Consider the following 13,412-nt stretch of genomic DNA (forward strand, 5'->3'; position numbering starts at 1 on the left):
CCGTGGTCTCTCAGGAGGACTGGACGCGGAGATAGCCGGTGAGCTGCTCGTAACGCTGCCAGCCCTCCTGTTGCCTTCCGTCGCCGAGGGCATACCACATCGCCGGCGACCGCGTGTCGCCGATCCGCTGCCCGGGCACGCCGGGCGGCCCCGGCGCGGCGCCGCTCACGGCCAGGCCGATCGGCGCCGCCGGCCCCACCCAGCGCGGCCCGGTGGTGAGATCGGTCAACCCCGGGCTGAGCTGGACGAAGCACGAGACCAGCGAAAACTCCGCCGCCAGCGCACCGACGACCCTCGACAGCGACCCGACCGGCGTCTCGCGCGGGTCGGCGTAGCCGATGACCAGCGTGACCGCCTCCTCGGCCGCGTCGCCCACCTGGGAGAGCAACATCGTGCCGACCACGGGCCGGCCGGCTCCCCCGCCCACCACGGTCAGCCAGATCGCGGACGAGACACGTGAGCCGAACATCTCGCCCAGGTCCTCGAGCCGCCACACGGCCGTCGCGGGCTCGGAGGTGCCCCATCCGCCGGGCGCCTCCCCCGTGAGCGACCGGCACAGCTGCTCCGCCGCCCCGCCGATCGCGCCGCCCTCCGGGTGCCGTACGCGGAAGGTCAGCGTCAGCTGGGCGCCGACCGGCCCGGCGGGAGGCGTCGTGTAGTTCGGCGCGTACGCCCGCGCCCGCGGGTCGACCACGAACGCCTCGCCGTCCCACAGCAGCGGCACGCCCGTGAGCCCGTCGTAGTGGCCACCGTCGGCGCGGACGACCCAGCGGCTGTTCGGCCCGGTCAGCACGAGCCGCAGCGGCATCGTGATCCGCGACTCGGGCGATGTGACGACCTGCAGGCCACGGCCGGTCTCGCTGCACAGCCGCAGCCCCTCGGCGAGCCAGGTGGTGAACGGCACGACCGGCCGCTCCTGCAACACCACCATCGCCTTAGGGGTCAGGGCGTCGACGGCGGGGTGGCTCACCGGGCCTCCACCGGGGGCCAGACCGCGCCGCCCTGCCAGTGCACGAGATCGTCGGCGAACCTGCGCGCGACGCGCCGGGCCTCCGGCAGCCCGGCCGCGGCCCGTATCTCCACCCACCAGACCGGCAGCCGCACCCTGTCCGCCATCTGCGGGCCGAGCAGGCGTGCCACCTCACCGGGTACGCGCACCAGCTCCGGCGCCTCGATCGAGACCAGGAGCCGTCCCTCGGAGTCGTAGAGATGGCGGGCACCGGGACCGGCCTCTCTCATCCGCAGCGCCTCGCCGAAGGCGATCATGCCCTCCACGACCGTGGGGATGTCGGGCTCGTTACGCACCAACGCGACGACATCGCTGGTCAAAGCCACGAACCTCCTCTGTTCTGGTCGAGGTCAGGCATCGACGGCCCGGGCGAAGGCCTCGACCGCGACGCGTATCGCCGCGGCTCTCGTCTCCTGTCCGATCCGGGCGGACTCTACCGCCGTTCCGGTCGCGAGGTGACGGTCGTAGGGCATGTGCACGACCGGCATGCCGCCGCCGCTGAGGAGCTGCGCGGCCCGCGTCAGGTCGGCGTCGACGTGCGGCGTGTGCGTGACGAAGGCGATCACGGTACGGCTCAGCAGGTGCTGGTAGCCGTTGCGGGCCTGCCACTCGAGAGCGCCGCGTGCGCTGAGCGCCCCGTCGACCGTGCCGGGCGTCACCATCACCTGCGCGTGCGCGTCGGCGAGGATGCCGCGCTGCAGTTCCGCCAGCAGGCCGGCGCCGCAGTCGATCACCAGGGCCGCGAAGTAGCGGGTCATCTCGCTCGCGATGGTGTTGAAGGTGGGCAGGTCGAGCGCCTGGGTGATCTGCCCGTCCGCGGTTCCCGACAGCACCCAGAGCCCCTCGGCCGTACGCCCGAGGAAGGACGCCATCTCCTCGAAGCTCCGCGGCCGGGCTCCGGCCAGGTCGTGCAGTGACCGCTCGGTACGCACGCCGAGGCGCAACGGCAGTGAGCCGAGGCCGGAGTCGGCGTCGACGGCGAGCACGCGATCCTGGCGGTACTGCGCGAGCGCCGTGCCGGTGAGGCCCGCGATGGTGGTCTTGCCCGCGCCGCCGCGGATGCTCGTCACCACGATGTGCCGGCAGGAGGGCACCGGACGGCTCAGGACCCTCTCCACATCCGCGGTCCTGCGGATCTCACCGGCGGCGGCGGTCCCCATCGCCCGGCGCACCCCGCGGGACATGCGCCGCATCAGCGGGTCGCCGTGGACCGACCGGCGTACGAGGTCCTGCGGCGCCGGCCGACCGGGGGTGGGCTGTGGCGGTGCCGAGCCCGCCGGCGGTCCGGGGTCGCGCCGCCAGGCCTCGGCACCGGAGTGTTCCCACGCCTGGGGCGGCTGCTGCGCCTCGTCCTCCGGCGGCGGCTCGGTGCCCCACGGCGTCTTGGCGACCAGGCCCCAGTGGGTCTGGGACGCCAGCTCCCACGCCGACGCCGGGTTGGGGCCGGCGTCCTCCTGCTGTTCGCGTGCCTGGTCGGGCCAGCCGCTCGCCGCCGCCTCGTCGCGCGGATTCTCCGGCGGCGCGGGCGGCTGCTCCCACGTGGGCGGACTCCAGGTGACCCGCTGCGCGGCGGACGCGTCATCGCCGGGCCCGGGCGCGGGCGGCCGGGCGGTGTTCTGCTCGCCGCCCGGGAACGCGCTCGGGGGCGTGGCGGGCACCTGCGCGGATGGCGGCTCGGCCGCGGCCGGATCCGGCGCGGACTCCACCTGCGGTCGAGGTTCGTCCCACAGCGTCATGGCAGGACCGGCGGGCGGCCGGTCGTCACTCGCACGGGGGGCCGCGCTCTCCCGGTTCGGCGGGGGCTGCGCGGGCGGGGGCTCCGGCTGTGGTCTCGGCTCGTCCCAGCGCGTCGCGGAGGGTGTGGGGGCCGGCCGGTCGTCGTTCGGACCGCTTTCCCGGTCCGGCGCGGGCCGCGCCGGTGGCGGAGGCTGAACGGATGGTTCGCGCGGGCTTTCCGGGGGCGGCACCGCGTGGCCGTCCGTGGGCGCGGACGACGTGCCGGAATCGGGAGTTACCAGGCCGGACAGTGGCATACCGAGCTCGGCAAGCACGGTGGCCTGCCAGTCAGGCTCGGACAACGTCTTCCCCTCGGCGCGCAGCAGGCTGACAACACGGATTGCTCCCGATCCTATCGGCGTAAGTCCCCTCTGGCCTCCACAAACGGCACCCCATCATGATTACCGTGCGAGATCGATGCGCTACAGTATGCGACTGAGGAGCCGCCGAAACAGGCGGTCTTTTTCGGGGGGAAAAACCGACATGCGACGAATATTGGCTACTTCCATAGCCGCGGCCATTCCAGCCATGCTTCCGGTAAGCGCGGTCCACGCCTATTCCAAGCCGGCGCCTCCGCCCACGGCGAGTGGCCATTCCAAGGTCCGCACTCACGGTCACGGGCGCACTTCACACGGCCGGCCCGTCTCCGAAGGAGAGACGCGCGACCGGCCGGTGAACGACGTCAAGGTCGACGCGGACGACGGCGGCGGCCCGTCCCGCTCGCAGGGCGACACCGGTCCGCGGAACGCCGCGCCGGAGCACGGCCGCGCCCACGGCGCCACCGGCTCGCACGGCCGGCCGTCGCGTTCCAGCCACAGCAGGCCGGACTCACGGCCGGGCACGGGCGCCGACACCTCCTTCGCCGACGCCGACGACCCCGCGCTTCCGCCGGAGGCCGCCGACGCGATCAAGGAGGCCGACGAGCTGCAGCACTCCGCCGGCCAGGCCGCCGGCCAGGGCAACAACCAGGGCAACGGACAGAGCAACAACCAGGGCAACGGCCGGCCCAACACCGCGCCGAACTCACCGCAGCAGGGCTCACCGCAGCAGGGCTCACCGCAGCAGGGCTCGGCGCCCGAAGGCGCCACCGGCGCGCCCGGTGCCGCTCCGGCCGCTCCGGCACAGCCCCGCGGCACGAGCCGCGGCGCGACCCGTCCGCAGGGCCCGGTCTCCGACCGGAGCACCAACAAGACGTCGGGCCGCAGGCCCGGCCGGGCGCGCGTTCCGCAGCAGATGCCGGTCGCGTTCTTCAGCAGCAACCCGGCGACGCAGGGCTCGCGCCTGGTGCTGCACACCAGCGCCGGCAACGCGCCCGCGCGCACCGTCACGCTGCAGTGCTACCCGACCGGCGGTACGCACCCGAAGGCCGCCCAGGCCTGCGCCGACGTCGCCCGAGCCGGCGGCGACCTGGCGCAGATGCCCACCAACACCAAGCCGCAGGCGTGCTTCATGATCTACTCGCCGGTGACGGTCACCGCGCAGGGCCAGTGGCATGGCCAGGCCGTTCGCTACACCAAGAAATTCCCGAACAGCTGCGTGATGCGCGACAAGACGGGTTCGGTCTTCGACTTCTAGAAGAGAGGCTCCGGGCGGCCTCTGAGCCGGGCTCGATGAAAGGTTCGAATAAGAGCCGCACGCCTGGGTAAGCGGGCGCTTGACGGACGAAGGGAGCCGGTCATGGCGTCGAAGGTTCACCGGCCGGTGCACTGCCGGGTGCATGAGGTCATGACGCCGAGACCCGTCTCCCTTCCTCTGGACGCTCCGCTTACCGAGGCGGCACGCCTGATGCGCGACGAGGACGTCGGCGATGTCCTCGTCACCCATGACGGCCTGCTCTGCGGCCTGCTGACCGATCGCGACATCGTCGTGCGCGCGGTGGCCGAGGGACGAGACCTGTCCGGCACACGCCTCGCCGACGTCTGCAGCGCGGGCGTCGTGACGGTCGGCCCGGACGAGGCCACCGAGGTCGCGCTGCGCATCATGCGCGATCGCGCCGTCCGGCGGCTGCCCGTCGTCGAGGACGGCCGGCCGGTGGGCGTCGTCTCGGTCGGGGACCTGACCCCCGGCCGAGACGAGGCCTCCGACCGAAACGAGATCGCCCGCTGACGGCGATCGGCCCAGAGGTCCCGCTGGGCACACCATCACCGCCGTCCGTACTCCGGCGCGGGTGGGGACGGCTCCCGGCCCCGCACAGCGGGTTACCGTGAACCCGTGACGTTCGAACCGCAGATCAGTAGCGAGCTGGCGACCCAGGTGGCCCGCCTCGGGCTCGTACACGAGGCGTCCGCGACCGTGGCGCTGCGGCGCGTCACCGAGCTCGCCACCCGCGCCGTCCACGGATGTGCCGGTGCCACCGCCGTACGCTGGAGCACGGGTGACGCGTCCGAGCCGCTCGACCAGGCCGGCACCCACCCCCACCTGGCGTACCTCACCGAGATCCAGTGCGCGCGCCGGGCCGGTCCCATCCACGACGCGGCCGGCAGCGAGACGCCGGTCTTCTGCGCCGACACACTCGCCGAGACCCGCTGGCCGGACTACACGCCGCTCGCGCTGCAGCGCGGCGTCCGGTGCTTCGCCGTCACCGTCTACCGCACCGGCCCCGTGATCGTCACCCTCACGATGTACGGCGTGGTGCCCGGGGCGCTCGACCGGCGCGAGCTCAGCCTGGGCGCCCTGCTGGCCGCCCAGGGCGGAGCCGCGGTGTCCAACACCCGCCTGTACGAGGACGCGCACCGCACCGCGACCCAGCTGCGCCAGGCGGTCGAAGCACGCTCGATCGTCGACCAGGCCAAGGGCGTACTGATGCACGCGATGGGCTGCGACGCGGACACCGCGTTCGCCGAACTCAAGCGCATCTCCCAGACCCGGCACGTCAAGCTCACCGCGATCGCCCAGCGCATCGTCTCGGGCCATCGCACCGAGGCCCGGGAACGCCGTTAGCCGGGACCCGGAAACACCGTTAGCCGGACATTCGCCCGCTTTCGACGGCGGAGCTAGAGTGAACCCCTATCCACCGGAGGGAAGCATTCCCGAACAGCGACAGCCCGAGTCTCTTCGCCCTGAGGCACTCCGCTCCGAGATCGCCGCCCTGGAGGGCCGGGCCGGGGAGTTGCGCAGCGCGGCGTTGCTGCCGGACGCCGACCGGGGCGCGCTGCTGGACGCCGCCCTGACCGATCTCGAACGCGCGATGACGGCGTTGCGGACGGCGGTGGCCGACCAGAGCTCCATCCAGGCGAAGAACGAGGTGGCCGACGGCGAGCGGCGGCTGCTGCGCACCGTCTTCCAGGACGCGCCGGTGCCCCTCTTCCTGCTCGAACGCGACGGCACCGTGCGCCGCGTCAACCGCCAGGCCGGAGCGCTGCTCGGTTCCTCGGCCGGTTACCTCACCGGCAAGCCGTTCCCGACGTTCTGCGACCTGGCGACGCGGGCGACGGTCGGCTCGCACATCGCCGGGGTGTTCCACTCGGGCCGGCGGCGGCGCTCACGGGTGCGGCTCCTGTCGGGTCACGGCCCGGTCGAGGTCGATGTGACGTTCGCCCGGATCTGGGTGAGCGGCGAGCCGGACCCGCTGGTGGTCGCGGCCACCAGCCCCTCGACGCGCGAGCCGGCCGCCCAGGATCTGCCGCAGCAGGCCACCGCGACCCACGATGCCGTGGCCACGGTCGTCCACCGCATGGACGTCCTGGCCACGGCCACCGGCATGCTCCTGGACGACGACTCCTTCACCGAGTCCGTCGCCGTGCGCCGCTGTGCGCGGCTGCTGGCCGCCGAGCTGGCCGACTGGGTCCTCATCGACCTCGAACGCGACGAGCGGCTCCTGCGGCAGGTGGTGATCGGCCCGGACGACGAGCGCAGCACCGAAGTCGCCCGGACGCTGGAGGACCTCGACCCGGCCCCGGACACGCTGCCGGCCACCGTCCACGTTTCGGGCCGGTCCGTACTCCAGGCCCACCTCGACGATCTGGGCGTCCTCGGCACGAGCCCGGCCGGGCCTCCGGTGTGCGGGCTGATCGAGGCGTCCTCGCTGATCTGCGTGCCGCTGGACGACGGCGAGCGGTGCCACGGCACCCTGACGCTCGCCGTCTCCGGCGAACAGGGTCCGTTCGACCTGATGGACCTCGGCCTGGTCGAGCGGCTCGCCCGCAACCTCGCCCTGGTCATCCGGGCGGGGCGGCGCTACCGCCGCCGGGCGGTGGCCGCCGAACGGCTGCGCGCCGGCCTGCTGCCCCGCGAGCTGCCGGCCGTCCCTGGGGCGGAGGTGGCGGGCCGCCACCATCCGGCGACCCGCGACACCGGTTTCGGCGGCGACTTCTACGAGGTGTTCCCCACCGGCTCGGGCTGGGGCATGGTTCTCGGCGACGTGTGCGGCAAGGGCGAGGACGCCGCGGCGGTGACGGCCACCGCCAAGAACGGCATCCGGCTGCTCGCCCGCTGGAACCCCAAGCCGGCCGAGGTCCTGTCGATGATGAACGACGCGCTCATCGACGACGAGCGCTTCGTCACCGCCGTGATGGCCTACCTCGAGCCGCGCGACGAGGGCATGGCGATGACGGTGGCCAGTGCCGGGCACCCGCCGGCGATCCTGGTCCGCCGTGACGGCGTCATCCGTACGACGAGTGGCGGCGGCCTTCCGCTGGGCCTGTTCGAGGACGACTTCGGGGTCGGCGTCGAGCAGCTCGACCTGGAGCCCGGCGACACGCTGTTCCTCTACTCCGACGGCGTGCCCGAGGTCGCCGACCCGTCACAGACCCGGTTCGGGCCCGAGCGCCTCATAGAGATCCTCGCCGCTCACGGCGACCAACCGCTCGCCGACCTCGTACTGGCCGTCGAGACCGCCCTGCTCGACTTCTCCGGCGGTGACCTGCGCGATGACGTGTCGATGCTCGCGTTCCGGGTGACCGGCTGACCGCCGCCCGTTGATCTTTTTTCGACAAGATCCGCGTGTTCGGGTTTAGACCGGTGCCCGGCAGGTAAAGGGAGAATCAGGTAACCGTGCCTAAGACGCAGGCACACCACGGGAGGGCGGCATATCCGCCCTCGACTTCCGGAGGGTGTGCATGCGTACTTCCAGCCTTTTCGTTCCCGGCCTTTCCGCCGGCGCGAGGCTGACGCACGCCTTCTCCTCCTCCACCGCCGACGCGGACGTACGTCCGGCGGCGGGGCGCACGCTCACGTTCTCCTTCTGCCCCGTGACGCGGCGCTCATATCTCTCCCTCGGCCGTCGCGACGCCCTGCCCCAGCCGGCCGGGCGGGGCCCGTCTCGGGCGGCCGCGCAGACGAACCCCCACTTCAGGGATATTCAGGAGTCAGCCCGATGAACATAGTCATGGTCTCCGTTCACACCAACCCCGTCGCCACGGAAGCCTCGTCCCACGAAGGCGTTCGCGTCCACGTCGCCGAGTTGGCCCGCGAGCTGGGCCGCCAGGGACATCGGGTCACCATCTACACGCGCCGCGACGGCCTCGGTTCCGGTGACCAGGTCCGCCTCGCGCCGCGGGTGAACGTGGAGTTCATCTCCGCCGGCAACGCCCTGCCGATGCCCGAGCAGGAGGTCCTCCCCCATATCCGCGAATTCGCCGACAAGCTCGCCAAGCGCCTGGTCGCGAACCGGCCCGACGTCATTCACGCGCACCACTGGCTGAGCGGCCTCGTCGCGATGTCCGCCGCCGAGGGCCTCGACATTCCGATCGTCCAGAGCTTCCACGGCCCGGCGTCCCTCCGCGGACGGGCCGCCGGCGAGGTCTCCCCGGCCCGGCTGCGTGTGGAGCGGGCCATCGGCCGCGGCGCCGACGCGCTGATCGCGACCACCGAGACCGAGTGCACCGAGCTCACCCGGCTCGGCGTCACCCGCAAGCACATTGCCTGCGTGCCCTCCGGGGTCGACAGCGAGCGGTTCACGCCGCAGGGACGCGCCCTTCTCCCCCGCGGCGAGAAGCCCCGCATCGTCATGCTGTCGCGGCGGTTCGCCGAGGACGGCGTGACCACCGTCATCAAGGCGCTGGCCCGCATCCCCGGCGCCGAGCTGGTCGTGGCCGGCGGGCCGGCACCCGGCGAACTCGACGGCGACCCCGGCGTCCACCGGCTGCGGATCACGGCGAAGGAGGCCGGCGTCGACGACCGGGTCACCTTCCTCGGGCGGGTCGACCCCGCCGACGTTCCCGGCCTGCTGCGATCGGCGGACCTGACGGTCAGCCTGCCCACGTACCAGTCCTTCGGCCGGGTGCCGGTCGAGTCGATGGCCTGCGGTACGCCCGTGGTCGTCACGGCCGTCGGCGGCCACCTCGACACGGTGATCGACGACGTGACCGGCGTCTACGCCCGGCCGGGCCGCCCGGCCGAGCTGGCCAAGCGGATCCGCGGCCTGCTCGCCGAGCGCACTCACCTGACCGCCCTGGGGATCGGCGGCGCCGACCGGGTCCGGGCCCGCTACTCCTGGGAGCGGATCGCGAACGAGACCCTCAAGGTCTATGAGTCCACGATCCCGGCCTCCGAGCCCGAGCAGGACACGCACGAGGAGGAGAACCTGGAGCTGGCCATCGCCAGCTGACGCCCCGTACGCGCACCGGCCCTCCCGCTCGCCCGCGGGAGGGCCGGTGCGTATGCGGGCTCTCAGCCCGGCGCCCTGACAGGGCGGCGGGCCGGGCGGTCTCTCAGTAGGAGCGGCCGTACAGGATCCGCTTGCCGTACGCGGACGGCTCGCCGCAGCGGAAGCAGACGCCGTGCTCCTCGGGCGCGTCGGTCGGGATGACGCGTGGCGTCGCCGCCGTGTCGGCCTTGATGGCGTCCTCGCAGTCGGTGCGGCCGCAGTGGAACACGCGCGCCCAACCCTGGGAGACCTGCTCCGGGAAGGCGTCCCAGCTCTCCACGTCGGCGGTGTGCTCGTCGCGGAACCGCTCCGCGCGGGTGTAGAGGAAGGCCTGGAAGTCGTCCAGGATGCCGGGCATCAGCTCGGCGGCGCGGTCGAGCGGGATCTGCTCCTTGCCCTGGTCGCCGAGGCGGCGGGCCAGTGTCACCACCCCGCCGTCGAGGTCGCGTGGGCCGATCTCGAGCCGCACCGGGACGCCGCGCAGCTCCCACTCGTTGAACTTGTAGCCCGGACGCAGCTGCGGCCGGTCGTCGACGTGCACCCGGACCCCGGCCCGCTTGAGCTCACCGGCCAGGTCGCGGGCGGCCGCGGCGGTGCGCTCGGCGGCGTCGTCGCGTCCGATCGGCACGATCACCACCTGGTACGGCGCGATCCTCGGCGGCAGCACGAGGCCCTTGTCGTCGCCGTGCGTCATGATCACGCCGCCGAGCATGCGGGTCGACAGGCCCCAGGACGTGGTGTGGGCGTGGACGAGCTTGCCGTCCTCGTCCTGGTAGGTGATGTCGAAGACCTTGGCGAAGTTGGTGCCGAGGTAGTGGGACGTGCCGGACTGCAGGGCCCGGCCGTCGCGCATCATGCCCTCGATCGTGTAGGTGCGGACCGCGCCGGCGAACCGCTCGCTCGGGGTCTTCTCACCCTCGACCACCGGGATCGCGGCCAGCTCACGCGCCAGGCCGGCGTACGCGCCGAGGGCCCACATGGTCTCGCGCATCGCGTCCTCTTCGTCGGCGTGCGCGGTGTGGCCCTCCTGCCAGAGGAACTCGGTGGTGCGCAGGAACATGCGCGGGCGCAGCTCCCACCGCACGACGTTGGCCCACTGGTTGAGCAGCAGCGGCAGGTCGCGGTGCGACTCGATCCACTTGGCCATGTACTCGCCGATGACGGTCTCGGAGGTGGGCCGCACGACCAGCGGCTCCTCCAGCTCCTTGCCGCCGGCGACGGTCACGACGGCCAGCTCGGGCGAGAAGCCCTCGACGTGCTCGGCCTCGCGTTTGAAGTAGGACTCCGGAATGAACATCGGGAAGCAGGCATTGCCGTGCCCGGCCTCTTTGATGCGCCCGTCGAGGTCGGCCTGCAGCAGCTCCCACATCCGGTAGCCGTACGGCCGGATGACCATGGTGCCGCGCACGGGGCCGCGGTCGACGAGCTCGGCCTGGATGACGAGTTCGTTGTACCAGGCGGAGAAGTCTTCAGACTGAGGAGTGACACCTTCCCGACTCACGCTGCCGAGCGTACCGGGCCCGGGCACCGCATGTGGACGACGCGCCTCGGGTGAGCCCCCTTATGCCCTTCACACGGCCGGGCGGTCTAGCGTACAGAGCGTGCCAGACGAGCCCACGCCCGAGGCCGAGTCCTCGGCGGAGAACGATGCCGAGTCCTCAGCGGAGAAGGAACCCCGGAAACGCAACCGGTCCTTCCTTCGCGAACTGCCCATCCTCATCGGCGTCGCACTCGTGCTGGCGCTGCTGATCAAGACGTTCCTGGTGCAGGCGTTCTTCATCCCCTCCGAGTCGATGGAGCGCACCCTGCACGGCTGTCCCGGCTGCACCGGCGACCGGATCCTCGTGGAAAAGATCAGCTATCGCGTGGGCGACCCGCAGCCCGGCGACATCGTGGTCTTCCGCGCTCCGCCCGCCTGGGAGCCGGAGACACGCGTCGCCAAGCCGACGAACCCGGTCCGCCGCGCGATCAACTGGGTCGGCGCGGCGTTCGGCGTGCCACAGCCGAACGAGAAAGACCTCGTCAAGCGGGTGATCGCCGTGGGCGGGCAGACCGTACAGTGCTGCGACGCGCAGGGCCGGGTGATCGTCGACGGGAAGCCGCTGGACGAGCCGTACGTCTACCAGGACGACCACCGGCGGTTCGGGCCGATCAAGGTCCCGCCCGGGCGGCTCTGGGTCATGGGCGACCACCGCTCGGACTCGGCGGACTCCCGCTTCCACCTCGACGACGGCCACAGCGGCACGGTCCCGGTGGGCAACGTGATCGGCCGGGCCTTCGTGATCATCTGGCCGCCCTCCCGCTGGAACAGCCTCCTGTCGACCCGGTCGTGACGACGGCGTGGGCGCTGGCCGCCATCACGGTCGCGGCGGTCGCGGCGGCCCTGTGCCTGTCCCGTCCGGGCCGGACGGGCGGCGGCGGGCGGCTCGGGCATCCCGCGGCCTGGCTCGGGGGCGTGACCGCGCTGATCTACCTGAACCAGGTGCTGTTCACCGTCTACGTCATCCGGGTCCGGCACGGCGATCCGTCGTTCGTCGCCCGGTACCTGCCATCCGGCTGGTTCGCCCTGGCCCGCGGCCCGGTGATCGACGCGGTGGCACGGCACTTCCCCCACCCCGGCGTGCTCGCGCCGAGCGTGCTGCGCGTCCAGGCGTTCTTAGAGCTGCCGTTCGTCCTGCTCGCCTATCTGACGGTCTGCCGGTGGTTCTCGGCGCCGGTGTACCGGGCGGCGCTGCGGCTCGCCTGGCCGGTGTCCGCCGCGTACACCGCGACGTTCTGCCTGATCGAGTGGTCGCTGCGCAACCCGTACACTGTGGACGACATCGTGATCCGCATCGCGGCGGCGCTCGTCGTGCCGCTGCTGATCACGCGTCTGTCCCCCGGAGCGGAGCGGCCGGAGCCCGGCGTGGCGGGGCTGCTGGTGTTCGCCGTCAGCGCGATGGCGTTCGGCCTGCTCGTCCTGGTGGTGTACGACACGGCGCTGCTGTACGACCTCGGCGATGTCGGGAGGCGGCTGCCGGTGGCCCTGGCCGCGCTGGCAGTGCTCGCCGCGGCGCGTGCGGCGGCCCGTCTCGGGCCCGGGCGCGCCGCCGGCCCGTGCGTCGACTCGGTGGCGCGGTCGTTCGGGTGGTTCCTGGTGCTGTTCTTCGTGCCCGCGCTGCCGGTGCGGTACGGCCTGATCGCCGGGTCCGGCTACGTCTCGGCGGCGGCCGGCCTGGTGATCGTCGGGGCGGCCGCCTGGTACGGCGTCCGGGAGGCGCTCGCGCGGGGCGGCGTGTCGCCGCTGGGCTGGGCCGTGCGGATGGGCGCCGCCGTGGCCGCCGGGATCTGCGGCGCCGCCGTCGCGCTCCTGGCTCCCACCGGACACACCGAACTCCGGCTGCTGGAGGTGGCCGGGGCGTTCTTCGTCTGCGCCGTCGGCGCCTGCGCCCTCCTCGACCCGCGGGCCGGACGCGCCGGGTCCTGACCGCGCCGCCGCACCGGCCGTGGCGGGCGTGGCCCGCCACGGCGTACAGGGGCCGTCAGGCGTGCAGGGGCCCGACGTCGATCCGACCCGTGCCGTTCACCGGACCGCCGGTCCAGGGCGCGGCGTTGGTGCCGTCGTCCGCCGGCATGGTGAAGATCAGTGACACGGGCACGAAGGGCGTCCCGCCCACGACCGTCCAGTGCAGGTCGAGATGGCCCACCACGCCTGGAGCGATCGTGATGCTCGTACTCGAACCCGGGGCGTCGGCGTCCGTCGGCAGGGGCCTGCCCTGCGCGCCCAGGAACTGGAAGTTGGTCAGATCGTCGCTGAGCACGCACGTCCTCCCGCCGTAGGCGGTGAAGTCGAGCGTGGAGTAACGCTGGCCGGCGCCCGCCTGCACGGGGCCCAGCGACGTGGTGAAGTCGGTGATCTTGCAAGGGGGTGCCACGTCGGCGGCGGCCTGGGTGGTGGTGGCCGCGCCGGCCACGCATGCGGCCGCGACCCCGGCGGCCATGAGAGCGAGAGTCGATTTCGCGCCTGTCACTGCTGTGCCTCATTCCTTCGCGCGGGGAGGA

12 protein-coding genes are annotated in these 13,412 nt (G+C 72.8%); 7 read left to right on the forward strand and 5 right to left on the reverse strand.

Going from position 1 to position 13,412, the window contains the following annotated elements:
* Window positions 1-10 precede the first annotated feature (10 nt).
* Genes OG417_RS45625 through OG417_RS45635 form a run of 3 tightly spaced genes read right to left on the reverse strand, consistent with a single transcriptional unit; the run spans window position 11 to window position 2,745 of the window.
* Complete coding sequence (locus OG417_RS45625; RefSeq protein ID WP_329243290.1) at window positions 11-970, reverse strand: DUF6177 family protein; 960 nt, start codon at window positions 968-970, stop codon at window positions 11-13.
* Window positions 967-1,335 (reverse strand): hypothetical protein, encoded by a 369-nt coding sequence (locus OG417_RS45630; protein WP_329243294.1) that lies wholly within the window; start codon window positions 1,333-1,335, stop codon window positions 967-969. Before OG417_RS45630 ends, OG417_RS45625 begins: the two co-directional genes overlap by 4 nt.
* Before the next feature lie 24 nt (window positions 1,336-1,359).
* Window positions 1,360-2,745 (reverse strand): nucleotide-binding protein, encoded by a 1,386-nt coding sequence (locus tag OG417_RS45635; RefSeq protein WP_329243295.1) that lies wholly within the window; start codon window positions 2,743-2,745, stop codon window positions 1,360-1,362.
* 712 nt (window positions 2,746-3,457) lie between these two features.
* On the opposite strand from OG417_RS45635, the gene OG417_RS45640 reads away from it, so the two are divergent.
* The 5 genes from OG417_RS45640 to OG417_RS45660 all read left to right on the forward strand — a co-directional run bounded on the left by OG417_RS45640 (window position 3,458) and on the right by OG417_RS45660 (window position 9,332).
* On the forward strand, window positions 3,458-4,360 hold the full coding sequence (locus tag OG417_RS45640) for an SSI family serine proteinase inhibitor (RefSeq protein WP_329243298.1): 903 nt from the start codon (window positions 3,458-3,460) through the stop codon (window positions 4,358-4,360).
* A gap of 102 nt (window positions 4,361-4,462) precedes the next feature.
* Window positions 4,463-4,891 (forward strand): CBS domain-containing protein, encoded by a 429-nt coding sequence (locus OG417_RS45645; protein ID WP_329243300.1) that lies wholly within the window; start codon window positions 4,463-4,465, stop codon window positions 4,889-4,891.
* Window positions 4,892-4,996: 105 nt separating this feature from the next.
* Window positions 4,997-5,725 (forward strand): ANTAR domain-containing response regulator, encoded by a 729-nt coding sequence (locus OG417_RS45650; protein ID WP_329243303.1) that lies wholly within the window; start codon window positions 4,997-4,999, stop codon window positions 5,723-5,725.
* A 58-nt stretch (window positions 5,726-5,783) separates the two neighbouring features.
* Window positions 5,784-7,691, forward strand: coding sequence for a SpoIIE family protein phosphatase (locus OG417_RS45655; RefSeq protein WP_329243306.1), 1,908 nt, complete (start codon window positions 5,784-5,786; stop codon window positions 7,689-7,691).
* A gap of 408 nt (window positions 7,692-8,099) precedes the next feature.
* Window positions 8,100-9,332, forward strand: a complete 1,233-nt coding sequence (locus OG417_RS45660; RefSeq protein WP_329243308.1) for a glycosyltransferase — start codon at window positions 8,100-8,102, stop codon at window positions 9,330-9,332.
* A gap of 103 nt (window positions 9,333-9,435) precedes the next feature.
* Here the strand turns inward: OG417_RS45660 and proS are convergent, their stop codons facing one another.
* Window positions 9,436-10,872 (reverse strand): proline--tRNA ligase, encoded by a 1,437-nt coding sequence (proS, locus tag OG417_RS45665; RefSeq protein WP_329243311.1) that lies wholly within the window; start codon window positions 10,870-10,872, stop codon window positions 9,436-9,438.
* A gap of 100 nt (window positions 10,873-10,972) precedes the next feature.
* Between proS and lepB the strand changes: the two genes are divergently transcribed.
* Complete coding sequence (gene lepB, locus OG417_RS45670) at window positions 10,973-11,704, forward strand: signal peptidase I (RefSeq protein WP_329243313.1); 732 nt, start codon at window positions 10,973-10,975, stop codon at window positions 11,702-11,704.
* Entirely contained in the window at window positions 11,701-12,837 is a 1,137-nt protein-coding gene (locus tag OG417_RS45675) for a hypothetical protein (RefSeq protein ID WP_329243316.1), read from the forward strand. The genes lepB and OG417_RS45675 overlap by 4 nt, the downstream gene beginning before the upstream one ends.
* 55 nt (window positions 12,838-12,892) lie before the next feature.
* On the opposite strand, the gene OG417_RS45680 is transcribed toward OG417_RS45675, so the two are convergent.
* On the reverse strand, window positions 12,893-13,351 hold the full coding sequence (locus OG417_RS45680) for a DUF4232 domain-containing protein (RefSeq protein ID WP_329243319.1): 459 nt from the start codon (window positions 13,349-13,351) through the stop codon (window positions 12,893-12,895).
* Window positions 13,352-13,412 lie beyond the last annotated feature (61 nt).

The organism is Actinoallomurus sp. NBC_01490, assembly GCF_036227085.1.
In the GTDB taxonomy this organism is placed as follows: Bacteria; Actinomycetota; Actinomycetes; order Streptosporangiales; family Streptosporangiaceae; genus Actinoallomurus; species Actinoallomurus oryzae.